Genomic DNA, 22145 nt, shown 5'->3' with positions numbered 1-22145 from the left:
TCGTTTATTCCAGTACTTTCGGCACGCGGAAATAGTTCTCATCCCGCTTGGGAGCGTTCACGAGTCCCTGCTCGTGCGTAAGGGTTTGCCGGGCTTTATCGGGCCGTAAGGCATTTACTTCCAGACTCATGTGGGTCAGGGGTTCTACCTGCGTAGTATCGAGTTCGTTGAGCTGTTCCATCCAAGTCAGTACGCTGCTGAGCGTATGGGTCAGCTCTGCTTCTTCTTCGGGACGAATAGTCAAACGGGCCAACTGGGCCATTTTGTGTAGGGTCTGTTTTTCAACTTGCATAAGTGAGTTGTCAGTTTGCTGTTTTCCGTTTTCAGAAGTTAACCACGGAGTTACTCAGCCTGAGGCACCAAGGTAAGGGCGTTTTCCTTGGTGAACCTTGGTATCTTCGTGCCTTGGTGGCAAAAATACTTTTTAAATCACCGTCAGCCGTTTGTATTCACTGGCATGAGCCTTCGGATTCGCCGTGTACTCATCCAACGTACGTTGAATCGTTTCGAAGACCTGATGCCGTAAGTTTTCCACATCTGCTTCGGTCAGACCCTTCGTTGGAATGGGCGTATGAATTACTGCCCGGACGGCTCCAGGATTCAGCCGCATATTCTTCTTATCGGGCAATAACAGGTAATTATTCAGTAATGAAATGGGCACCAGCGGTACTTGCTGGCGAATGGCCATCCGAAACGCTCCATCCTTAAAGGCCGGGTGCATCTGCGGTGGGTTCGTTGCCCGAATGCCTCCTTCCGGATAGATTACCATACTTCTTCCTGATTCCAAAGCCCGGTACGAGCGTTGCAAGGATTTCGAACGACTCTGGGGATCATTCCGATCTACCTGAATGTGCAGTTTCGAAAACATGTACCCAAACAACGGAGCTTTCTTCAAAACGCTTTTTCCCAGAAAGGCAAAATAGTTATCCACAATCAGCATCATCGAAGCCACGTCCAGATACGAAAAGTGATTGGACGCAAAAACGTACGCCTGCTTAGGATCGGGTTTACCACTTTCGTATCGGACCAGAATCGGCATACCTACCAGGGGGAAAAACAGGTGAGCCCACACCCGGTTACAGCGGTGAGCCAGGGGTTTCCAGGCTTCTTTTTGCAGGAAAATATACTGAAACGGGAAAATCAGCAGAAACGTAAACACAAACCAAAAGGCCGCCCAGATGGAATACACATTCACGAAAAAACGCCGCATGGTTCGGATCAACAAGGGTGAATCGTTCGACTTTCGTCTACTTGAACTAGAGTACAGTTCGCAAAAATAAGGCATCCATCAGCAAATCAGTGCGTTTGTGAAACGTCAATTCAAGAAATGCCCCTTCCGAGCCGCTTCCGAATTGCGTATCTTTGCGTAATAAATTCTGTTGAGGGTGATTTTTCCTCCCGAACGATGACTACCATGAGCACGATTTCCAAAACGTATTCGCCCACCGAGGTTGAAGATAAGTGGTACGCCTACTGGCTCCAGCACAAGCTTTTCGCGTCCCAGCCTAATCCTGAAAAAGAGCCGTACACCATTGTGATTCCTCCCCCAAACGTCACGGGAATCCTGCACATGGGCCACATGCTCAACAATACAATTCAGGATATTCTGGTCCGCAAGGCCCGTATGGAAGGTAAAGAGGCGGTATGGGTGCCGGGTACGGATCACGCCTCTATTGCCACGGAAGCCAAAGTCGTAGGCATGCTCAAGGAGCGGGGAATCGCCAAGACCGATCTGAGTCGCGAAGAGTTTCTTTCGTATGCTTTCGAGTGGAAAGACAAATACGGCGGAATCATTCTCGAACAACTCAAGAAACTCGGAGCTTCCTGCGACTGGGACCGTACGCGGTTCACCATGGACGAGAAGTACTACGAGTCGGTAATTGATGTATTCGTTCGTCTGTATAACAAAGGCCTCATCTACCGGGGCGTACGGATGGTCAACTGGGATCCCCAGGGAAAAACGGCACTATCGGACGAAGAGGTAATCTTTAAGGAAGTACAGTCCAAGCTGGTCTACATTCAGTATCCGGTAGTCGGTGAAGAGGGAGCCTCGGTAACCATTGCTACCGTTCGCCCGGAAACCATCATGGCCGATGCGGCCATCTGCGTTCACCCGGAAGACGAACGGTACACGCACCTGCACGGCAAGAAAGTACGGATTCCGTTAATTGACCGGGAAATTCCCGTGATTCTGGATGAATACGTAACAATGGATTTCGGTACGGGAGCTTTGAAAGTAACGCCGGCTCACGATTTAAATGACTACGAACTGGGCCAGAAACACCGGCTGCCCGTGATCGATATTTTGAGTGATGACGGTACGCTCAACGAAAAAGCCCAGCTTTTCGTGGGCATGGATCGTTTTGCGGCCCGCAAAGCCATCATCAAGGAACTCGAAGAAAAGGGTTACCTGGAAAAAATTGAGGAGTATAAGTCGAACGTCGGTACGTCCGAGCGTACGGGAGCCGTTATTGAACCCAAGCTGTCCATGCAATGGTGGCTGAAGATGGATGATATGGCTAAGCCCGCGCTGGATTCAGTGATGAACGACGACGTAGCTTTGATTCCCGCTAAATTCAAGAATACGTACCGCGTGTGGATGGAAAACATCCACGACTGGTGTATTTCCCGGCAACTCTGGTGGGGTCAGCAGATTCCGGCCTTCTATTTGCAGGACGGTACCATCATCGTTGCTAAAAACAAACGGGAAGCCCTGCGAAAAGCTCAGCACGAAATGCAGCTATTCGCCTTGACCGAGCAGGATTTGGAGCAGGACCCGGACGTACTCGATACCTGGTTCTCATCCTGGCTATGGCCGTTTGGCGTATTTGATGCCCTTTCGAATCCGGATAACGAAGACATTAAGTTTTATTACCCCACCAGCGATCTGGTGACGGGTCCGGATATTCTGTTCTTCTGGGTTGCCCGGATGATTATGGCGGGCTTTGAATTTATGGGCGAGCGTCCGTTCAAGAATGTATACCTGACGGGTATCGTTCGGGATGCGAAGGGCCGGAAAATGTCCAAGCAACTCGGGAATTCTCCTGACCCACTGGACCTGATTGCCAAATTTGGTGCTGATGGCGTTCGGACGGGACTTTTGTTCTCCGCTCCCGCTGGTAACGATTTGCTGTTCGATGAAAAACTCTGCGAACAGGGACGGAATTTCTGTAACAAAGTATGGAATGCCTTCCGTCTGATCAAGGGCTGGGAGATTTCCACGGAATCCGCTCCGGCTTCGAATCAGCTGGCCTTTACCTGGTTTGAATCCAAACTCAACGCCACGCTGGCCGAGATTCTGGATCACTTCAGCAAATTCCGGATTTCGGATGCCCTGCACGCGGCGTATAAGCTGATCTGGGATGAATTTTGCTCAAATTATCTGGAAATCATTAAGCCCGAATTCGGCAAACCTATCGACGCTGAAACGTACGAAACAACGGTTGTTTTCTTCGAACGCCTGATGGCTTTGATGCACCCGTTCATGCCGTTCATTACGGAAGAAATCTGGCAAAACCTCCGCGAACGTTCCCAGGGCGAAAGCCTGTGCCGGGCGGCATACCCCACCGTGGGCACCATCGATGCTGCACTGGTAGCGGACTTCGATGTTCTGTTTGAAGTAGTAACGAAAGTTCGGGAAACCCGTAACTCGAAGGGTCTTTCCCCGAAAGAAACCCTGCCGCTAGTGGTTCGTACGGATAATACCGAACGCTATCAGAACGTGGACCCCATCATTCAGAAACTGGCCAATACCACACCAATTGAGTTTGTAACGGAAGATGTAGCGGGTGTTTCGCCCTTCCTGATTAAAGCCGATAAAATCTTTATCGCTTTGGGTGAAAAGATCGACGTGGAAGCCGAACGCGACCGTTTACAGAAAGAAATCGAGTATAACGAAGGATTTATGAAATCCGTAGACGCGAAACTTTCCAACGAACGCTTCGTACAGAATGCGAAACCCGAAGTCGTAGAGAAAGAACGTCAGAAGAAAGCCGACGCCGAATCAAAGCTGGTAGCCTTGCGTGAAGCATTGGTGAATTTGGCTTAGTAGTTAGGTGGATGGTTAGTGCCTCCTGAAAAGCCTTTGGTTTTTTCAGGAGGCTTTTTTATGTATCGTCAGTTGCGTCGATTCACACTCTCCCTACAGCTAAAACTTCCGAATTAACACCACTCCGCCCACAATCAGCATCGCACCCACGATTCGCCCGATGGAAATGGGTTTGACGGCTACGCCCAGCCAGCCGTAATGATCGAGCAACAGGGATACGATCATTTGTCCCAGTACCACTAGTCCAAAGGTTAAGGCTACCCCCAGGCGCGGCATTACCACAATGACCGTACTGATGTAATAAGCTCCCAAAACGCCAGCAAACCAGACGTACCAGGGAGCCGTTTTCGCCGCCGCCACCGCTTCCCCAAAGGAGGTTCGGGTTGTCAGGCTTGCCAGGAACAGAACCACTACCCCCATAACAAAGGAAAAGAAAGCCGCCCAGAGTGCCTGTCCGGTCAGTCGGGCCATCTGAGCATTTAACCCCGCCTGCGTAGGAAAAACAGCCCCGCATAAAATGGCCAGTACGAAAAAGATAAGCTGTTGCATAAAGGGCGTTTGAATGGGTTTGATAAAGGTATGAGATCGTTTGCTAAAGCATCCCCTATTACTACAACCAACTTCAACCTTTATTCACTAATTTAACAGGTCAACGATTTTTCCCATGCAAAAAAAGAGAACCCTTTTGTCCCTATGCCTGCTCAGCATGGGCTTCGGAGCTTTTGTCATGAAAGCCGTCGATGATCGGGCCATTACCGCCGCCGTCGTCAAAGAAGCCGAAAAGCTACTGGGTCTGGAATTTACCGCCGCCGAAGCCGACTCCATGCGGGGCGAGTTACTCAGCAAACGTCAGAGTTACGAGCGTATGCGGAAAGTCGAACTAAGCAATGACGTCGCTCCCGCTCTGTACTTCAATCCCTTACCGCCAAACTTTGTTTTTGAAAGTCAGACGCTGCCCTTCAAAGTCGCTCCCGCTGGCAAGGTAAAATTACCAGATAATCGTGACGAGCTGGCCTGGTATTCCGTACGCGAACTGGCTGAATTACTGCGAAGCCGGCAGCTCACGTCGGTTGAATTGACCCGCTTTTTTCTGGAACGTTTGAAGAAATACGACGTACACCTACACTGTGTCGTTACCCTGACGGAGACCCTGGCCCTGCAACAAGCGGCACAGGCCGATGCCGAAATCAAGGCGGGTAAGTACCGGGGCCTATTGCACGGTATTCCCTACGGAGCAAAAGACCTGCTGGCTCAGAAAGGCTACCCAACCACCTGGGGTTCGACCGCCTACAAAGATCAACAGTTCGCCTATACTGCCACGGTCATCGAACGACTCGAAAAAGCCGGAGCCGTACTCTGTGCCAAGCTCACGCTGGGCGAGCTGGCGATGGGCGACGTCTGGTTTGGGGGTAAAACCCGGAATCCTTGGAATCTCAACCGGGGCTCCAGTGGCTCCTCGGCGGGTTCGGCCTCGGCCGTAGCGGCGGGCTTACTGCCTTTTGCCATCGGTTCGGAAACCCTGGGCTCCATTGTTTCCCCATCGAGCGAATGCGGCACGACGGGATTACGGCCCAGCTTCGGTCGCGTGCCCCGCACGGGAGCCATGACGCTCAGCTGGAGTATGGACAAACTCGGTCCGCTGGCCCGTACCGTGGAAGACTGTGCCATCGTTTTCAACGCCATCCAGGGTCCCGACCAGAAAGATTATACGATCATGAAGGCTCCGTTTAATTACGACGGCACCCAAACGTCCCTGAAAGGCTTAAAGATCGGATATCTTCCCACGGCCTTTGATCGTAACTATCCTACTAAAACGCAGGATTCGCTAACCCTGGCTACCTTACGATCCCTGGGTGCCGAACTTGTACCGATGCAGTTGCCGGAGTATCCCGTCAGTGATATGGCTTTGTTATTAACGGTGGAGGGAGCTTCCGCCTTTGACGATTTAACTACTAGTAACCGCGACGATCTGCTGGTTCAACAGCATAAAAACGCCTGGCCCAATTATTTCAGAGCCAGTCGCTTCGTACCGGCTGTGGAATACCTGCGGGCAAATCGGTTACGGACGAAACTCATCGCGGCTATGCAGGAGAAAATCAAAGGACTGGACGTCTACCTAACGCCTGCTTTTGGAAATCCTAACCTGACGCTGACGAACCTGACGGGCCACCCCTGCGTAGTGTTGCCGAACGGTTTCCGAAGCGAGCAGGGCGTGCAGCGACCAACCAGTATTACGTTTATGGGATCCTTATTCGGGGAAGCCAAGCTGCTTCAGGTAGCCAAAGCCTATCAACAGGCCACGAACTGGCATCGGCAACACCCCAAGCTTTCGTACAACCATGATTAAATACCGTCTCTATCCCACCCTAATGCAGCTGTTTTCGTGGTACCATCACGAACTCCGAAACGCGGATGGAGAATTATACGTAACGGAGCGGCACCTGCTGGATCGGATCAACCGGGTCCCGCAACCTACTACACCCGCCCAGCAGCGGGGCATTAGTTTTGAAACCGCTTTGACTACCGGACGGGGGGAAGAGCAATTTCCGGCTCCCATCATCGAAGCCATGCGAAAACAACTCCCCATGCGGTACAAAACCCAGTTTTTCGTGCGTACGGCGATTAAGAATGTGGAGTTTTATGGACTGATTGACATAGTGGGCGGCGACCGGGCGATTGATATTAAAACGACCTCCCGGTACGAGCCTCCCAAGTTCGCCCATCACTTTCAGACCCTGTATTTGCTGGGTTTGAAAAGCTGGAATATCAAACAACTGGATTACCTGATTACGGATTTCAAGGAAGTGTATACCGAAAGTTATCATTACGACACCTATGACTTCCAGCCTTTACTCGACGAGCTGGAGTTGTTCACGGATTTTTTAGAGACGCACCGTCCGCAGATTACGGACAAGAAGATATTTAACAATGCCCAAAACGGTTTACAAACATCTCTTTTTTGACCTGGACCATACCCTCTGGGATTTCGAACGCAATACCAACGAAACGCTCGTAGAGCTTTTTGAAACCTTCGATTTACGGAAAATCGGCGTAAAAAGTGCGGAGGATTTGCAGCAAACGTTTCACCGGGTCAACGCCGAACTCTGGGAACTGCACGATACCCGTCAGATCTCGCAGGAAGAACTCCGTAGTCGCCGTTTCCGGCAGGTACTGCAAGTACTCGGCTGCCCGGAGGATAGCTCCTGTGATGAATGGACGGACTGGTATCTGGCGAATTGCCCGTACAAACCGCATTTACTGCCCGGAGCCCTGGAATTGCTGGAGTATCTGGCCCCCCGCTACGAAATGCACATCATTACCAACGGTTTTGGCGAGGTGCAGTACATCAAAATGGATAGCAGCGGGCTAACGGGTTATTTTAAGGAAGTGATTACCAGCAAGCGGGCCGGAGCCAAGAAACCCGAACCCGAAATGTTTCAGTATGCCATGACGGCCGCGGGTTGTACCGCCTGCGAATCGCTGATGATTGGTGATAACCCCGAAGCCGACGTAGCCGGTGCCCTGGGCGTGGGTATGCACGCTGCCTATTTCCGGCCCCGGCAATCACTCTACCCGGAACGGGAGGCGACGTATCAGCTAAGTTCGTTACTGGAACTGAAGCAGTGGCTGTGATTAAACTGTATACGCTTACTTTTGTGGACTACTATCATGCGTATGTCCGAAGCTTTTCAGTATCCCCAACAGGGAATTCGTTTAACGGTAGATGCCGTGGTGTTTGGATACCACTCGGATCGGCTACAGGTTCTGTTGATTCGTCGCAAGTATGCCCCTTTTGAAGGACAGTGGGCCTTACCGGGCGGTTTCGTTGCGGAGCCAGAGAGCCTGGAACAGGCCGTTGAACGCGAACTTTCGGAGGAAACGGGCCTGAAAATCAACTACCTCGAACAACTCTTCAGCTTCGGCGAACCCCGCCGGGACCCCCGGTTTCGGGTGGTTTCGATTGCCTATATGGCCATTATTCGTTCGGACAACATGCCACTACAAGCTTCGACGGATGCTACGGACGCCCAGTGGTTCGATACGCAGGAACTGCCCCCGCTGGCTTTCGATCACGCCCAGATTCTGGAGAAAGCCATCACCCGACTCCGCTCCAAACTGCGGTATCAACCGATTGGCTTTGACCTGCTGCCGGAAAAGTTTTTGTTCAGTGATCTGGAACGGCTCTACAGTACTATCCTTGATCAACCGCTGGACCGGCGGAATTTTCGCAAGAAGATACTTAGTTTTGGTATCCTTGAAGAATTATCCACCAAAGTCTCCGATGGCCGGGGCCGCCCTGCTTCGCTGTATCGCTTCGATCTGGACCGCTATCAGGCCCTGCAACACGAAAATTTCTACTTCGAAATTCCCTGATTTCTATTTTGCGTAGTTTTTACACAAAATTTTTCCTGATTTACTTGTAGGATTAATCGGCCTCCTACATATTTGCGTAAAATATACGCAAATATGAAAGTTCTCAATCTCGAACCCACCTTTCAGCCCTACGGCCCTGGTTTGGCTTATGAGGCGTTTACATTCAACGGCGGCGAGCCCCACATTCGCATTCAGGAACCCGTCGCCGGAGCCGACGTTCAGGTGACTACCCGCATACGCTCGTTCCAGGATATGGGCCTTTTACTGGTAGCCGTTGATGCCCTTCGGCGGGCGGGTGTACAAAACCTGTATTTGTTTCTTCCTTATTTTCCCGGTGCTCGTCAGGATCGTTGTACGCAGGTGGGCGAAGCCCTTACGGTGAAAATCTATGCAGATCTGATCAATGCTCTACAATTCAAAGAAGTACAGATTTTCGATCCACATTCCGACGTCACGCCTGCGTTACTGCAAAACGTAAAAGTCATTTCCAATCAGACGTTTGCTCTAACGTGCCTTGCTTCCCTTTCAGACTACCTACTCATTTCGCCGGACGCCGGAGCCTTGAAAAAGACCGTAGCCCTGGCCCAACGTCTCGGCGTTGCTTACGTGGAATGCAGCAAAAAACGCAATACCGTTACGGGTCAGCTCAGTGATGTTCGGGTATACGCGGACGATTTGCGGGGACAGACCTGCGTCGTAGTTGATGACATTTGCGACGGCGGTGCCACGTTTCTGCAATTGGCCCAGGCTTTACGTCAGCACGGAGCGGGTTCACTGGTTCTAATCGTTAGTCACGGAATCTTTAGCCGAGGCTTCACCGAGTTATCCGCCTACTACGATCGGATCTTCAGTACTGATTCCTTCCAGACGCTTTCCAGCGACGCCCTGACCCAAGTTCCTCTTTCACCCGCTCTTTTCTAATGCCTTTCGCTATGAATCCCATTCATCTCTCCGACGGTTACAAAGTCGATCACCGCAACCAATACCCAACGGGTACCGAACTGGTATACAGCAACTTCACACCCCGTAAAAGTCGCATTGAAGGCGTCGATCACGTGGTTTTCTTTGGCTTGCAATACTTCATAAAGAAGTATTTGCTGGAAGAATTTGAGGAGCAGTTTTTCAAAAAACCGAAAACTGAAGTCGTAAAAAAATACCAGCGACGGATTGAAAACTACCTCGGCAAAGGAGCCATTACGTACGACCACGTCGAAGCCTTGCACGAGTTGGGTTATTTGCCGCTGGAGATTCGGGCCCTATCCGAAGGTACACTGACGCCCTTCCGCGTACCGATGTTTACAATTCAGAATACACAACCGGAATTTTTCTGGCTGACCAACTTTCTGGAAACCCTGCTTTCCTGCATTCTCTGGCTACCCTGCACCAGTGCCACCACGGCGTTTCATTACCGGAATCTACTGGATCAATACGCTGAAAAAACGGGCGGTGATACTGCTTTTGTCCCCTGGCAAGGGCACGATTTCAGCTTTCGCGGGATGGCCGGACTTGAAGCTGCCGAGCTGAGTGGAGCCGCTCACTTGCTGAGTTTTACGGGTACGGATACCATTCCGGCCATCGACTTCCTGGAAACCTATTACGGGGCCAACGTCGATACAGAACTGGTCGGCGGTAGTGTTCCCGCTACTGAACACAGCGTCATGTGCATGGGTACGCAAAGCGGTGAGATAGATACCTTCCGCCGCCTGATCAACGAAATTTATCCACGCGGGATGGTTAGTATTGTCAGCGATACCTGGGATTTCTGGCAGGTGATTACGGAATTCATGCCTGAGTTGAAAGAAGCTATTCTGAGCCGGGAAGGCAAAGTGGTGATTCGTCCCGACAGCGGCGATCCGGTTTTAATTCTCTGTGGAGATCCGGCAGCTCCTGTGGGAACGCCCGCCTACAAAGGAGCCGTGGAGTGTTTGTGGGAAACGTTTGGCGGTACGATCACCGCCACGGGTTACCGCCTACTCGACGCTCACATGGGGTTGATTTATGGAGACAGCATTACGCTGGAACGTTGCCAAACCATCTGCCAGCGGCTGGCGGATAAAGGTTTTGCCAGTACGAATGTGGTTTTCGGCATTGGGAGTTACACCTATCAGTACGTCACCCGCGACACCTTTGGCTTCGCCATGAAGGCGACCTATGGCGTAGTCAATGGCGAAGGACGGGCCATTTTCAAAGATCCGAAGACCGATGACGGTACCAAACGTAGTGCCAAAGGACTCATAAAAGTGGAAGGAGAAAATGGCTGGGTAAGCGGTCTAAGCGACGAGGTAAGCCCGGAAGGGGCCACGCGTGGCTTATTACAAACCGTATTCAAAGATGGGAAATTACTAGTAGAACACCGTCTAGCCGACATCCGTAACCGATTACAGCAGCAGCGGAAATTCCTTTTGCAAGCCAGTAACTAAAGTAAACTCCGCAAACGACTGGCGTTCAGATCGCAGCGGTAGGCCGAAATTTCCGGGTGCTTGTTACACTTTTTGAGCACCTCGGCCCACTTTTTCCGGCGGGCTTCGCTTTCGTTCAAATACCAGACCCCTTCGGCAGGCATGCTTACGAAAACCATTCGCAATCCCAAGCGTTCATAGACGGCCCGCTGGGACGGTGTTCGATGTACGTTGAATTCCGGTAAAAGCAACAATCCATCCGCCTGACGAATCGTTTCCTCGCTCGTAATCGGACATACGCTGAATTCATTTAGGAACGCTTCAGGAAAAAAGGGCACTAAATTTTCGTCAATATATACGTTCATTGGACCGGGCGATTAACAAAAAACAACGCTTCTTCCACCTGTGTCTGCGTCAATCCGTACAGTTGAGCAATCGTAGGCGTATCCTCTCCGCCCAGGTGGAGCCGGTGCAGGGTTTCGGCCAGAATATTCGTACCCTGGACGGTAGGCTGTCCGAGCTGCCGCTGTGGATCAATCACCACTGAACGGTCTTTACCCAGGGGCCAGAATTTCGACGCCAGCTTATCGGCATCGAATTCAATCTTCCGGCAAAACCCTTCCATGACTTCCTTGATCTCGTACTGAAGTCGGGCATCCGCCGTAATCAGGATTTCATTACCAATTTCGACGAATAACGTCTTACTATCGGTTAATAAAAACGAAGAAGCAAAGGGGAAAGGCGTCTGTAACAGGCGTGAACTGACTTCGTGAGCCTGCAGGATCTTGGGCGTGGAGATACCCAGCTCCCGCAGTTTGAAGAAGACGTAAAACTCGATGAGCGTCTGAAAATTCACCACCCGCTCCCGGCCTTTCCCCCAGGAATAGGATATTTTGGTCGTTGCCGAAAGTCGTCCGTTCCAGAATTCATCCAGCCAGCGGCGTACCCGCGTGAGGGGAAGTCTCAAAATCTGAGCCACATCGGGCACCGTGTAGATACCCGTTCCCAAGGCAGGTTCAATCGACTGGATTTCTTCTGGATTCATACGTCGTACGCACTTCGGGATTTACCGCTTAATACACAAACTCACCAAACTCGCTACGCACGGTTACGCGTTTGCCTTCGAAGGCCTCCACGCGACCGATCACCTGAGCCTCAATGCCAAACGAATGGGCAATTTCAATCACTCGCTGGGCCTGACCCTCGGGCAGGTATACCTCCAGGCGGTGACCCATATTGAATACTTTGTACATCTCCGACCAAGCCGTACCGCTTTCCTGCTGAATGAGCTTGAACAGCGGCGGAATCGGGAAGAGATTATCTTTAATGACGTGTAAATTATCGATGAAATGTAACACTTTCGTCTGGGCACCACCCGAGCAGTGTACCATTCCATTCGGACGGATTTCGCTGAGCAGGGCTTTCACAAAGGGTGCATACGTCCGCGTGGGTGACAGCACCAGTTGTCCTACGTTCAGCGGCGTACCTTCTACGGGTTCGGTCAGTTTTTTCGAACCACTGTAAACCAAGTCAGATGGCACTTCCGGATCGAAGCTCTCGGGGTAGAGCGAGGCCAGATAATGGCCCAGTACATCATGGCGGGCCGAAGTTAGTCCGTTTGAACCCATTCCTCCGTTGTACTGATCTTCGTAGGTTGCCTGGCCGAACGAAGCCAGACCTACCACGACATCTCCTGCCTGAATGTTATCATTCGAAATGACATCTGAACGTTTCATGCGGGCCACTACCGTACTGTTCACCGTAATGGTACGTACCAGATCGCCTACATCCGCCGTTTCACCGCCCGTTGAGTAGATCTCGACGCCGTATTCCCGCAACATCGCCAGCACTTCTTCTGTACCGTTGATGATCTGGGAAATGACCTCGCCGGGAATCCGGTTTTTGTTTCGGTCAATCGAACTGGAAAGCAGAATAGGCCCCGTACAGCCTACGCACAGCAGGTCGTCGGTATTCATAACGATGGAATCCTGAGCAATGCCCTTCCATACGGAAACATCGCCGGTTTCTTTCCAGTACAGATACGCCAGAGCGGTTTTCGTACCCGCTCCATCGGCGTGCATGACGGTACAATAGTCCGGATCGCCCGCGAGCGTATCGGGAACGATCTTACAGAAAGCTTTAGGAAAAAGGCCTTTGTCGAGAGCCGCAATGGCCTGATGAACGTCTTCTTTGGAGGCTGAAACGCCCCGTTGTGCATAGCGATCTTGCATGCCGCAAAGGTAGGGCGATTTTACGAGTTTAGGGTTTTCCGTTTCGAGTTTTCTACGGATACCAGCCCAGGGAGTATACGCTTTGGGGAGAGGTTTTTTAAATCTTCCGTTTCAATTCAAAGTGTTTACCCAGATATACCCGCCGTACCACCGGGTCAGCGGCCAGCTCTTCGGGCGTACCGGATCGCAGGATTTTCCCTTCGAACAGCAGATAGGCCCGGTCAGTGATTGACAGGGTTTCGTCTACGTTGTGGTCGGTGATGAGAATACCGATGTTACGATATTTAAGTTTGGCCACGATCCCCTGAATTTCTTCGACGGCAATCGGGTCCACCCCGGCAAAAGGTTCATCCAGCAGAATAAACTTGGGATCTACCGCTAAACTCCGGGCGATTTCCGTCCGCCGACGTTCTCCCCCCGAAAGCACCTGCCCCTTATTTTTTCTAACGTGGGTTAAGCTCAGCTCTTCCAGTAGCGATTCCATTTTCTCCTTGCGTTCGACCTTGTTGAGATTGCCGCGTAGTTCGAGTACCGCCAGCAGGTTCTCCTCCACCGTCAGGCTTCGAAAGACGGAAGCTTCCTGAGCCAGATAACCAACGCCCAGACGGGCCCGCTTGTACATCGGCAGATTCGTTACGTCCAGATTATCGAGGTATACTTTTCCGCTGTTGGGCTTCACTAGGCCCGTAGCCATGTAGAAAGAGGTCGTCTTTCCGGCTCCGTTGGGTCCGAGTAGTCCTACAATTTCTCCCTGAGCCACCTGGTAACTCACGTTGTCATTCACCAGCCGCTGTCCGTATTTTTTTACCAGGTTTTCCGTGCGAAGAATCATGTCGATAGTGGAAAAGTATAAGGCTTTACTAGCTAAAACTTAATGTCTTTAATCTGTAACTGAAGGCTCCGTTTACCCTGAAACTCATTGATCTCAATCTGGTAGCAGAGATCAAAGGGACGCCCGTCGAGCAATCGTTCGTAAAAGTGTGCCATGCCGAATCCGATACACGAGAAAATAGCCGAGCCTTGCTGGCGAATATCCATTTTCAGGTGCTTTTCTTTCAGGATTCGCGGTGTGCCATATAAATGCACCTGTTCGGCGACAAATACGGGCGTCATATTTTCCGGACCAAAGGGTCCCATTTGACTGATTATGGCGTGAAATTTCTCCGAAATGGCGGATAAAGGTAATTTCATATCTACCTCTACCAGTGGTTTCAAATGCTCCACCTGTATTTTCCGGGATACTACTTCTTCAAATCGTTGCTGGAAGGCTGGAACATTTTCTACTTTCAGCGTTAAGCCCGCCGCGTACATATGGCCGCCAAACTGTTCCAGTAAGTCCGAACAAGCTTCGATGGCTTCGTAAACGTCAAAACCGGGGACCGAACGAGCCGAACCCGCCGCTTTTTCATTGGATTCCGTAAGAATAATCGTCGGCCGGTAGTACTGCTCAATGCAACGACTTGCGACGATACCAACAACCCCTTTGTTCCAGTCATTTTTGAAGAGTACCGTCGATTTGGCGGACTTCATGAGTTGATCCCGTTCAATCATTTCCAGGGCTTCCTGGGTGATTCGGGTATCAAACTGGCGGCGATCCGTATTATGAACGTTGATAATTCGGGCGAATTCTTCGGCCTCGTGTTCATCCTCGCTCAGCAAAAGATTCACGGCATCGTAGGCATGCTTGATGCGTCCGGCCGCATTGATTCGCGGGCTGAGTCCAAAAACCACATTGGTAATGTCCAGCGGTGGCTTTAGTGAAGCGGCCTTGATGAGAGCCTGAAGACCCGTACGCGGAGCGGCATTGAGTCGTTTTAAACCGTAATGAGCCAGAATCCGGTTTTCGCCCGTAATGGGTACGATATCGGCGGCGATACTAATGGCCAACAGATCCAGATACTCGAACAAGGGCTCAACGGGTAGCTGATGGTACTGGTTGTAGGCTTGCAGCAGTTTGAAACCGACGCCACAACCGGTTAACTCTTTGAACGGATACGGACAATCTTCCCGCTTGGGATCAAGTACGGCGACGGCATCGGGTAATACCTCACCGGGTCGGTGGTGGTCACAAATGATAAAATCAATACCCAGACTTTTGGCTTCCGCAATCAGCTCTACGGATTTGATCCCGCAGTCGAGTGTGACAATGAGCGAAAAGCCTTTTTCAGCGGCGTACCCGATACCCGGACGCTGAACGCCGTACCCTTCCTTGTAGCGATCCGGAATGTAAAATTCGAGGTTGGGATAAAATGTCTTGAGATAGCCGTAGAACAAAGCCACCGAAGTAGTACCGTCTACGTCATAATCGCCATAAATCAGAATTTTTTCCCCCTTGTCAATCGCCCGACTCAAACGCTCGACGGCCCGATCCATATCCTTCATCAGATTCGGATCGTGCAACTGACTCAACTGTGGACGAAAGAACGACTTCGCCGTATCAAATTCGGTGATGTTTCGTTGCCAGAGCAGCGTTGCCAAAAACGAGTTCACATTGATTGCCTGAGCCAGGGAATCAATGGCTTGCTGCTCTTCCGTTGTTCCAGGAAGTTTCTGATATGTCCAACGCTTCTCAACCATACGTGCAAAATAACGAAGAAACCGGGCGGGGTCGGCACCATTTAGAAATTTTAAGCCACCTCAGGTACCGGTATATAACAAACGAGTCGCCCTTTTCAGAACGACTCGTTTGATTCACTCAAGTTCTACGTCCCGCTTACAGCGTTTCCATAGCCTTGCTGGTATCCTTACTTTGGCGTTTATCATCCATGGTATTAAATATATAATCCCAAAGTGGAGAGGATACGCCAAATACTACGTTGCCGTCCTTGTAATGATGGATTGCATGATTAATCCACAAATGCTTTAAAAAGTTCTTCGGTGGTGCGTACGCGTGTACACAATAGTGCACGAGCAAATAACCGGCGTATCCCCAGATGAAGCCCGGGAAAAACGCATACGCTGCTTCACCCATCAACAGGAAGAAAATAGCGAACAGCGTACCGGAAATGATCACGGCCAGGATCGGAGGCATCGCCAGACGGCTTTTATCTTTCGGGTATTCGTGGTGTACGCCGTGCGTAGTATACTGAAACTTTGCCCGAGCAGGTGTAGTGGGCTCAATATGGTATACGCTACGGTGCATCCAGTACTCAACGAACGTAAATGCAATCAGGCCTACAACGAACAAAACGCCGATCAACCAGTTGGTTAGATCCGTATGCGTGAATGCGTACCAGCCCAATACGGCTCCAAGAATAAAAAACAAAGAAACCGGAATCGCAATGTGGGTCCGGGAAAGAGCTTCTAGAATGGGATTATCGAAAAGCTGTTTGGTGCCGTTATTTTTCGGCTTGATTTTCTGTGGTTCCATGGCTACACGTAAGGAGGAAAGTGTAGAGAAAGTATAAATAACGGGGGCAAAGGTACGGCTGAATGGCTTTTCTTGCTCCTTAAATTTTTAATTAGGATGGATTTACGTGCGTAGGCTCCGCTTCTTCAACTTCTGACTTGATAATGGGCTCTTTGGAACGGATGATTAGACGTAAGGACTGATCGTAAGTAATGTAGTTCCAGACCCAGTTAATGAAGATCATCAGACGGTTTTTCACCCCCACAATAGAGACCAGGTGAACAAACATCCAGGTAAGCCAGGCCAGAAATCCCTGAAATTTCAGGAAAGGTAAATCCACTACAGCTAGGTTGCGACCTACCGTAGCCATCGAACCAAGATCTTTGTATTTGAATGGAACCAGGTTTTCTTTCCGAATAATTCGAATTAAATTTTTGGCCAGTAGTTTGCCCTGCTGAATGGCCGGCTGAGCCAGCTGGGGGTGACCGTCTGGAAATTTTTCGTCGCCCATCACCGCCGCAATGTCACCAATGGCAAATACGTTGGGCAGACTTTCAACCTGACAATACGCATTGGTTTTGATCCGCCCCCCGCGACCCATGACTTCCGAGGGAATCCCTTCGAATGTAGTAGCTTTAACGCCCGCTGTCCACACCAGGTTATCGGTGCGAAGTTTCGTACCGTCGAGCAAATACACGTATTTTCCGTCGAAATCCGTTACTCGGGCATTCAGCATGACATTGATTCCCAGTTTTTTCAGGTATTGTTCCGACTTAATCTGCGACTGGCGGGACATGGGTTCCAGCAGTTCTCCTCCGGATTGTACCAGATAAATCTGCATTTGCCGGAAATCCAGCTCCGGGTAATCCTTGGGCAGAATGTGCACTTTCATTTCAGCCAGCGTGCCGGACAACTCTACGCCCGTTGGCCCGCCTCCTACCACGACGACGTTCATCAGCCCCTGCCGCTCGTCCAGATCATCGGAAATCAAAGCCCGTTCGAAATTCTCCAGCATTCGGTTTCGTAAGGCCAGAGCCTCACCGACGGACTTCATGGGTAAGGCCCGCTCGATGATATTCTTCATCCCGAAAAAGTTAGTTTCCGCACCCGCCGCAATAATCAGATAATCGTACGAAATTGCCCCCATTGTGCTGGTTTCTACTTCCTGCCGTTCGGTATCGATGCTGGTTACACTGGTCACCCGAATGTGCATATTCGAGCGATTTTGAAAAGCCTTTCGTAAGGGAAATGAAATCGAACTGGGTTCCAGCCCCGCCATCGCTACCTGATAAAATAGTGGCTGAAACTGGTGAAAGTTATTGCGATCAAGTAATACGGTCTGAATTTCCGGGTATGTGGCGAGTTTTCGAGCCACGGCGAGTCCGCCGAAACCAGCTCCAATAATTACGACCCGCTTTTGAGATGTCTTGGGAATACCTGAATACATATGGCAATCGGTTGAGAAGAACGTTACAGCGTACAGGTTCGCCTCTCCCTACTCTGCTACCTGATACCCTGCTATGGTGCTTTGTTTCAATACCTTTTCGTAGAAAAATTCGTACCTCGGTAAAATACGATTAATATCAAATTCTTTCGCCCGAGCCAGTGCATGAGCCCGAAAAATAGGCAATTGATCATCCTGAAGGATAATCGCTGCTTTTTCAGCCATATCGGCAAAATCGCCAATGGCTGAAATAAAACCGGTTTTGCCCTGAATATTTACTTCGGGAATCCCTCCGGCGTCGGAAGAAATAATCGGTACTTCACAGGCCATGGCTTCCAGAGCGGCCAGCCCAAAACTCTCCTTTTCGGAAGGCATCACGAATAAATCGGCAATGGAAAGTACTTCTTCGATGGCATCGAGCTTACCCAGGAAGCGAACGTCCGAGCTAATGCCTAATTCACGGGCCAACTTCTCCAAACCAGCCCGTTCGGGTCCATCACCAATCAGTAGAAGCTTCACGCAGGCTTTTTCTCGTAAGAGAGCAAACATGCGTAAGATGTCGTCAATCCGTTTGACTTTCCTGAAATTAGAAATATGAACCAGAATCTTTTCGCCATTGGGGGCAATGGCCGTTTTGAAGTGGTCTTTTTTCTGTTTGCGGAAACGTTCTAAATCAATAAAGTTCGGAATCACTTCGATTTCCCGCTCAATAGGAAACTGGTCGTAGGTATCTTTCCGTAAACTTTCCGAAACCGTAGTTACGCCATCCGAAGCATTAATGCTAAACGTGACGACGGGCTCGAAGGATGGATCTTTTCCGACTAAAGTAATGTCTGTTCCATGCAGTGTAGTAATAACGGGAATATGGATGCCTTGCGTGCGTAAAATCTGCTTGGCCATATAAGCCGCAGAAGCATGCGGAATGGCGTAATGCACGTGCAGTAAGTCGAGCTGATGATTTTTTACTACTTCCACCATCTTACTCGAAAGAGCTAATTCATACGGTGGATGCTGAAACAGCGGGTAAGAAGGAATAAAAACCTCGTGGTAAAAGACATTTTCATTAAAGAAGTCCAGACGGGGAGGTTGACTGTACGTAATAAAATGAACACGATGTCCATTTTTGGCGAGTGCTTTCCCAAGCTCGGTAGCTACTACGCCACTTCCGCCGAAGGTTGGGTAGCACACAATGCCGATATTCATAGTGATAAGTAAGTTAGTCGGGTGTACAACAGAATGAATTCCGGGTTGGTTTCGCAAGGAAGCTACAAGTCCTGTATTAATTTTGGATGACCTGTTCGTTCAATACTACGTTTTCATTCGCTGCTTTAGCGTAGAATGGGTACTCGTTCTGATTTTTCAAAGCCATCGCTTTATGCGTCATAAACCCAAACCTACTAGTAGTCAGATTACAAGCGGCTTTCTTCGATTGATTCGGTGGCCTAATTTACTCATTCTGGCGGCTACGCAATACCTGGTCTATACTTGTCTTATTTTTCCGGAACGTTCCTGGACGGCGGGCTTCCAGGATACTCCTCTCTTCTGGCTGATTTTTTCAACCACCTGTATTGCCGCTGCGGGTTACATCATCAATGACTACTACGACATTAAAATTGATCTGATCAACAAACCAGATAAAGTAATTATTGGCCGCTATTTAAAACGCCGCTGGGCGATGGGTATCAACCTGGGGCTAAATTTTATGGGCGTAGCGGCGGGATGGCTGGTGGATAAGAAGATTTTTCTGATCAACGCGTGTGCTTTCTTTTTTCTCTGGCTGTATTCCAATCACTTAAAACGGCTGCCGTTTTGGGGTAATCTGATGGTGGCTTTTTTAACGGCCCTCTCCCTGATTGTACTAGCGGTTCATTACCAGATTCACGAACGGGAGGTGTACATCTACGCCCTGTTCGCGTTTACCATATCCTTGATTCGGGAAATCATTAAGGATATGGAAGACGTTCGGGGGGACGCCTCATTCGGCTGTCAAACCTTACCCATTCGCTGGGGACTCGTACGAACCAAGTATTTTCTGGAAGTACTCATTGCCGTTTTCCTGGTGATTCTCTTCGTCATGACGCGGCCCCTGCACGCTCCTACGCTCACGTATATTTTCATGGTGATTTCTGTACCGATCCTGTTCATGGCTTACCGGCTTTTCTACGCGGATACCAAGCAGGACTTTGCCTTCCTGAGCAGTTGGTGCAAGTATATCATGATGGCTGGCGTACTAACCATGCTTTTGGTATGAATTAGGAGAAGGCTAAGGTTGTTTCCTGAGCAGTAACGGTCAATTCAGCGGTTCTGCCCAGCGGTAAGGCTACATTAACGGCCTCATGACCTACGGGAAAATCAAAGGCGATCGGGAAATCATACGCATCCGTCCAGTATCGAACGATTTCGTAAATGGAGCTACCAAAATCTTCGGGCTGGTCTTTCAGATCAGAAAAACTACCTACTAGTAATCCAGCCAAGTTTCCTAGCTTTCCAGCCCGATGTAAGTGTACCAGATAGCGATCCAACGCATAATGATACTCGTCGGTATCTTCCATAAAAAGGATACAGCCTTCGGTATTAATTTCCGAGCGAGTACCCATCAGATGAGACAGTAGGCATAAATTTCCACCGATTAAAGGAGCCTGTACCTGGCCCAAACGGTTGAACGCCTGTGGAGGGCTCTGATACCGTACCGATTCGCCGAAGAGTACCTTTCGCAACGATTGTAGTGAAAATTCATCCCAAGCAAAAGTCTTTGGCATCGGTCCATGGATACTTTCGTATCCTAAAGCGTAAACATCACAGAGTACAGCGGTAATATCCGAAAAGCCGACGATCCATTTCGGCGATTTTCCAAAAGCCTCATAGTTAATCTCATCCAAGAAACGAGTCGTTCCATACCCCCCGCGAGCCGAGAAAATAGCTTTTACGGAAGGATCATCCAGAAACTGTTGGAAGTCTTCACAGCGTCTGGTATCAGGGCCTGCAAAGCCATGGAAACTTTCATTCAAAGATTTACTCTCTACAACGTTCAGTCCCCAGCTTTCCAGAATTTCTCTGGCAGGAATCACGTATTGATCATAATCGATTTTACTGGCCAAAGCAGTAATGGCTACGGTATCACCCGCTTGTAGGGCATTGGGACGAATCATATTCAAATCATTACAGGCAGTCTAGCCGACCGCCGTCTACGGGTAAGTTAATGCCATTGATGTAAGCAGCAGCAGGTGTACAAAGGAAAGCCGCAGCAGCTCCGAATTCTTCGGGTTTTCCGATGCGGCGGAGCGGTACGCCCTGAGCCATTTCCTGCTTAACTTCTTCAGCGGTTTTGCCTTCTTTCTGAGCCCGACTTTCGGCTAGCGAAGTCAAACGACTGGTGTCGGTATAACCGGGTAAGACATTGTTAACCGTAATACCCCAAGGACCTAATTCGGTAGCTAAGGTTTTAGACCAACTAGCAACGGCTCCCCGAATAGTATTCGAAACGCCCAAGCCCGCTAGCGGAGCTTTCACAGAAGTAGAAATGACATTGACAATACGGCCATACCCAGCCTCTTTCATACCGGGCACCAGTAATTGAACCAGTAGCTGATTACAAATAAGATGGCTATTAAATCCCTGCAAAAAGGATTCTGGCTTAGCCTCTAGGATAGATCCTCCCGCTGGGCCGCCGGTATTATTAATTAAAATGTGAATCGTGGAATGTTCAGCTAAGGCTGTACGCACGGCTTGCTGAACCTGTTGGGGGTACGTAAAATCAGCAACGAGATACGAATGATGCTGATCGTTCGCTTTCGCTAACAGCGAAAGCTTTTCCTGGAGCGTTTTTTCGTTACGAGCTAATAAGATAACGTTAGCTCCTAGTAAAGCCAATTCCTGAGCAGTGGCCCATCCGAGTCCCTGGGTACTGCCACAAACCAAAGCGGTTTTGTTATGAAGATTTAAATCCATAGCAACTGAGTTTGCTGCAAGTTTATGGATTTATACGAACAATAAGGCAGAAGATTTAAAAGCTGTACTTAATCTACTATTGTATATCGGAGTAGAAATACGATAGTGTTCAAAAGGTATAATACTGTATACTAAAGCTATTACAGACGGTATAGGTGGAAAGGATCAGATAAATAATAGTAACGCTATCATCTAGGGTAGCCAGCAAAAAAAAGAAGCTCCTATGGAAGGGAGCTTCTTTGATAAAGGGGAGGCGATTACCTACTTTCCCGGGGGTGAACCCAGTATCATCGGCGGAGCGGGGCTTAACGGCCCTGTTCGGGATGGGAAGGGGTGAACACCCGCCCTATGA

At 49.8% G+C, this 22145-nt stretch carries 21 protein-coding genes and 1 rRNA gene; 8 read left to right on the top strand and 14 right to left on the bottom strand.

Annotated elements, in window-relative coordinates:
* Positions 1–4: 4 nt before the first annotated feature.
* Positions 5–292 carry an Asp-tRNA(Asn)/Glu-tRNA(Gln) amidotransferase subunit GatC gene (gene gatC / locus C5O19_RS17140; RefSeq protein ID WP_104714632.1) on the bottom strand — a complete coding sequence of 96 codons (288 nt, stop codon included), beginning with the start codon at positions 290–292 and terminating at the stop codon, positions 5–7.
* A 132-nt stretch (positions 293–424) separates the two neighbouring features.
* Positions 425–1210: a lysophospholipid acyltransferase family protein gene (locus tag C5O19_RS17135; protein ID WP_104714631.1), complete on the bottom strand. Its 786-nt coding sequence runs from the start codon at positions 1208–1210 to the stop codon at positions 425–427.
* Between the two features lie 204 nt (positions 1211–1414).
* On the opposite strand from C5O19_RS17135, the gene C5O19_RS17130 reads away from it, so the two are divergent.
* Positions 1415–4048, top strand: coding sequence for a valine--tRNA ligase (locus C5O19_RS17130; RefSeq protein WP_104714630.1), 2634 nt, complete (start codon positions 1415–1417; stop codon positions 4046–4048).
* Between the two features lie 99 nt (positions 4049–4147).
* On the opposite strand, the gene C5O19_RS17125 is transcribed toward C5O19_RS17130, so the two are convergent.
* The gene (locus C5O19_RS17125) at positions 4148–4597 is read right to left on the bottom strand and encodes a DMT family transporter (RefSeq protein ID WP_104714629.1); all 450 of its coding nucleotides are present in this window, start codon (positions 4595–4597) and stop codon (positions 4148–4150) included.
* Between the two features lie 115 nt (positions 4598–4712).
* On the opposite strand from C5O19_RS17125, the gene C5O19_RS17120 reads away from it, so the two are divergent.
* The 6 genes from C5O19_RS17120 (at position 4713) to C5O19_RS17095 (ending at position 10842) form a co-directional block, all read left to right on the top strand.
* On the top strand, positions 4713–6395 hold the full coding sequence (locus tag C5O19_RS17120; protein ID WP_104714628.1) for an amidase: 1683 nt from the start codon (positions 4713–4715) through the stop codon (positions 6393–6395).
* The gene (locus C5O19_RS17115; protein ID WP_094812961.1) at positions 6388–7011 is read left to right on the top strand and encodes a hypothetical protein; all 624 of its coding nucleotides are present in this window, start codon (positions 6388–6390) and stop codon (positions 7009–7011) included. The genes C5O19_RS17120 and C5O19_RS17115 overlap by 8 nt, the downstream gene beginning before the upstream one ends.
* On the top strand, positions 6977–7681 hold the full coding sequence (locus C5O19_RS17110; protein WP_104714627.1) for a YjjG family noncanonical pyrimidine nucleotidase: 705 nt from the start codon (positions 6977–6979) through the stop codon (positions 7679–7681). The genes C5O19_RS17115 and C5O19_RS17110 overlap by 35 nt, the downstream gene beginning before the upstream one ends.
* A gap of 42 nt (positions 7682–7723) precedes the next feature.
* The gene (locus C5O19_RS17105) at positions 7724–8422 is read left to right on the top strand and encodes an NUDIX hydrolase (protein WP_104714907.1); all 699 of its coding nucleotides are present in this window, start codon (positions 7724–7726) and stop codon (positions 8420–8422) included.
* Positions 8423–8515: 93 nt separating this feature from the next.
* Positions 8516–9343, top strand: a complete 828-nt coding sequence (gene prs, locus C5O19_RS17100) for a ribose-phosphate diphosphokinase (RefSeq protein WP_104714626.1) — start codon at positions 8516–8518, stop codon at positions 9341–9343.
* Between the two features lie 11 nt (positions 9344–9354).
* Positions 9355–10842: a nicotinate phosphoribosyltransferase gene (locus C5O19_RS17095; RefSeq protein WP_104714906.1), complete on the top strand. Its 1488-nt coding sequence runs from the start codon at positions 9355–9357 to the stop codon at positions 10840–10842.
* Here the strand turns inward: C5O19_RS17095 and C5O19_RS17090 are convergent.
* From C5O19_RS17090 to bshA, 8 genes are all read right to left on the bottom strand, one after another.
* Complete coding sequence (locus C5O19_RS17090; protein WP_104714625.1) at positions 10839–11186, bottom strand: hypothetical protein; 348 nt, start codon at positions 11184–11186, stop codon at positions 10839–10841. The genes C5O19_RS17095 and C5O19_RS17090 overlap by 4 nt on opposite strands.
* Positions 11183–11866, bottom strand: coding sequence for a DUF433 domain-containing protein (locus C5O19_RS17085; protein ID WP_104714624.1), 684 nt, complete (start codon positions 11864–11866; stop codon positions 11183–11185). The genes C5O19_RS17090 and C5O19_RS17085 overlap by 4 nt, the downstream gene beginning before the upstream one ends.
* A gap of 28 nt (positions 11867–11894) precedes the next feature.
* Complete coding sequence (locus C5O19_RS17080) at positions 11895–13052, bottom strand: AIR synthase related protein (RefSeq protein ID WP_104714623.1); 1158 nt, start codon at positions 13050–13052, stop codon at positions 11895–11897.
* Positions 13053–13149: 97 nt separating this feature from the next.
* Positions 13150–13884: an LPS export ABC transporter ATP-binding protein gene (gene lptB / locus C5O19_RS17075; RefSeq protein WP_094812947.1), complete on the bottom strand. Its 735-nt coding sequence runs from the start codon at positions 13882–13884 to the stop codon at positions 13150–13152.
* Positions 13885–13916: 32 nt separating this feature from the next.
* The gene (recJ, locus tag C5O19_RS17070; RefSeq protein ID WP_104714622.1) at positions 13917–15629 is read right to left on the bottom strand and encodes a single-stranded-DNA-specific exonuclease RecJ; all 1713 of its coding nucleotides are present in this window, start codon (positions 15627–15629) and stop codon (positions 13917–13919) included.
* A gap of 136 nt (positions 15630–15765) precedes the next feature.
* Complete coding sequence (locus C5O19_RS17065; protein ID WP_104714621.1) at positions 15766–16422, bottom strand: sterol desaturase family protein; 657 nt, start codon at positions 16420–16422, stop codon at positions 15766–15768.
* A gap of 91 nt (positions 16423–16513) precedes the next feature.
* Positions 16514–17848, bottom strand: coding sequence for an NAD(P)/FAD-dependent oxidoreductase (locus C5O19_RS17060; protein WP_104714620.1), 1335 nt, complete (start codon positions 17846–17848; stop codon positions 16514–16516).
* Between the two features lie 48 nt (positions 17849–17896).
* The gene (bshA, locus tag C5O19_RS17055; protein ID WP_104714619.1) at positions 17897–19048 is read right to left on the bottom strand and encodes an N-acetyl-alpha-D-glucosaminyl L-malate synthase BshA; all 1152 of its coding nucleotides are present in this window, start codon (positions 19046–19048) and stop codon (positions 17897–17899) included.
* A gap of 172 nt (positions 19049–19220) precedes the next feature.
* Here bshA and C5O19_RS17050 point away from each other — a divergent pair, with 172 nt between their 5' ends.
* Positions 19221–20096, top strand: coding sequence for a geranylgeranylglycerol-phosphate geranylgeranyltransferase (locus C5O19_RS17050; RefSeq protein WP_104714618.1), 876 nt, complete (start codon positions 19221–19223; stop codon positions 20094–20096).
* Between the two features lies 1 nt (position 20097).
* Here C5O19_RS17050 and C5O19_RS17045 read toward each other — a convergent pair whose 3' ends face one another.
* The 3 genes from C5O19_RS17045 to rrf all read right to left on the bottom strand — a co-directional run.
* Positions 20098–20994 carry a S66 peptidase family protein gene (locus tag C5O19_RS17045; RefSeq protein WP_104714617.1) on the bottom strand — a complete coding sequence of 299 codons (897 nt, stop codon included), beginning with the start codon at positions 20992–20994 and terminating at the stop codon, positions 20098–20100.
* 10 nt (positions 20995–21004) lie between these two features.
* A complete protein-coding gene (locus tag C5O19_RS17040; RefSeq protein WP_104714616.1) occupies positions 21005–21793 on the bottom strand; it encodes an SDR family oxidoreductase in 789 nt (262 codons plus the stop codon).
* Positions 21794–22041: 248 nt separating this feature from the next.
* A 5S ribosomal RNA gene (gene rrf / locus C5O19_RS17035) occupies positions 22042–22145 on the bottom strand; the annotation flags it as partial.

Origin of the sequence: Siphonobacter curvatus, assembly GCF_002943425.1 — a bacterium.
Classification (GTDB): Bacteria; Bacteroidota; Bacteroidia; order Cytophagales; family Spirosomataceae; genus Siphonobacter; species Siphonobacter curvatus.
This window is presented reverse-complemented; position numbering and strand designations above follow the sequence as displayed.

Excerpts from the sequence above, each read along its gene's own strand:
- gatC (WP_104714632.1), bottom strand. The coding sequence starts at position 292 with ATGCAAGTTGAAAAACAGACCCTACACAAAATGGCCCAGTTGGCCCGT.
- C5O19_RS17135 (WP_104714631.1), bottom strand. The coding sequence starts at position 1,210 with ATGCGGCGTTTTTTCGTGAATGTGTATTCCATCTGGGCGGCCTTTTGG.
- C5O19_RS17130 (WP_104714630.1), top strand. The coding sequence starts at position 1,415 with ATGAGCACGATTTCCAAAACGTATTCGCCCACCGAGGTTGAAGATAAG.
- C5O19_RS17125 (WP_104714629.1), bottom strand. The coding sequence starts at position 4,597 with ATGCAACAGCTTATCTTTTTCGTACTGGCCATTTTATGCGGGGCTGTT.
- C5O19_RS17120 (WP_104714628.1), top strand. The coding sequence starts at position 4,713 with ATGCAAAAAAAGAGAACCCTTTTGTCCCTATGCCTGCTCAGCATGGGC.
- C5O19_RS17115 (WP_094812961.1), top strand. The coding sequence starts at position 6,388 with ATGATTAAATACCGTCTCTATCCCACCCTAATGCAGCTGTTTTCGTGG.
- C5O19_RS17110 (WP_104714627.1), top strand. The coding sequence starts at position 6,977 with ATGCCCAAAACGGTTTACAAACATCTCTTTTTTGACCTGGACCATACC.
- C5O19_RS17105 (WP_104714907.1), top strand. The coding sequence starts at position 7,724 with ATGTCCGAAGCTTTTCAGTATCCCCAACAGGGAATTCGTTTAACGGTA.
- prs (WP_104714626.1), top strand. The coding sequence starts at position 8,516 with ATGAAAGTTCTCAATCTCGAACCCACCTTTCAGCCCTACGGCCCTGGT.
- C5O19_RS17095 (WP_104714906.1), top strand. The coding sequence starts at position 9,355 with ATGAATCCCATTCATCTCTCCGACGGTTACAAAGTCGATCACCGCAAC.
- C5O19_RS17090 (WP_104714625.1), bottom strand. The coding sequence starts at position 11,186 with ATGAACGTATATATTGACGAAAATTTAGTGCCCTTTTTTCCTGAAGCG.
- C5O19_RS17085 (WP_104714624.1), bottom strand. The coding sequence starts at position 11,866 with ATGAATCCAGAAGAAATCCAGTCGATTGAACCTGCCTTGGGAACGGGT.
- C5O19_RS17080 (WP_104714623.1), bottom strand. The coding sequence starts at position 13,052 with ATGCAAGATCGCTATGCACAACGGGGCGTTTCAGCCTCCAAAGAAGAC.
- lptB (WP_094812947.1), bottom strand. The coding sequence starts at position 13,884 with ATGATTCTTCGCACGGAAAACCTGGTAAAAAAATACGGACAGCGGCTG.
- recJ (WP_104714622.1), bottom strand. The coding sequence starts at position 15,629 with ATGGTTGAGAAGCGTTGGACATATCAGAAACTTCCTGGAACAACGGAA.
- C5O19_RS17065 (WP_104714621.1), bottom strand. The coding sequence starts at position 16,422 with ATGGAACCACAGAAAATCAAGCCGAAAAATAACGGCACCAAACAGCTT.
- C5O19_RS17060 (WP_104714620.1), bottom strand. The coding sequence starts at position 17,848 with ATGTATTCAGGTATTCCCAAGACATCTCAAAAGCGGGTCGTAATTATT.
- bshA (WP_104714619.1), bottom strand. The coding sequence starts at position 19,048 with ATGAATATCGGCATTGTGTGCTACCCAACCTTCGGCGGAAGTGGCGTA.
- C5O19_RS17050 (WP_104714618.1), top strand. The coding sequence starts at position 19,221 with ATGCGTCATAAACCCAAACCTACTAGTAGTCAGATTACAAGCGGCTTT.
- C5O19_RS17045 (WP_104714617.1), bottom strand. The coding sequence starts at position 20,994 with ATGATTCGTCCCAATGCCCTACAAGCGGGTGATACCGTAGCCATTACT.
- C5O19_RS17040 (WP_104714616.1), bottom strand. The coding sequence starts at position 21,793 with ATGGATTTAAATCTTCATAACAAAACCGCTTTGGTTTGTGGCAGTACC.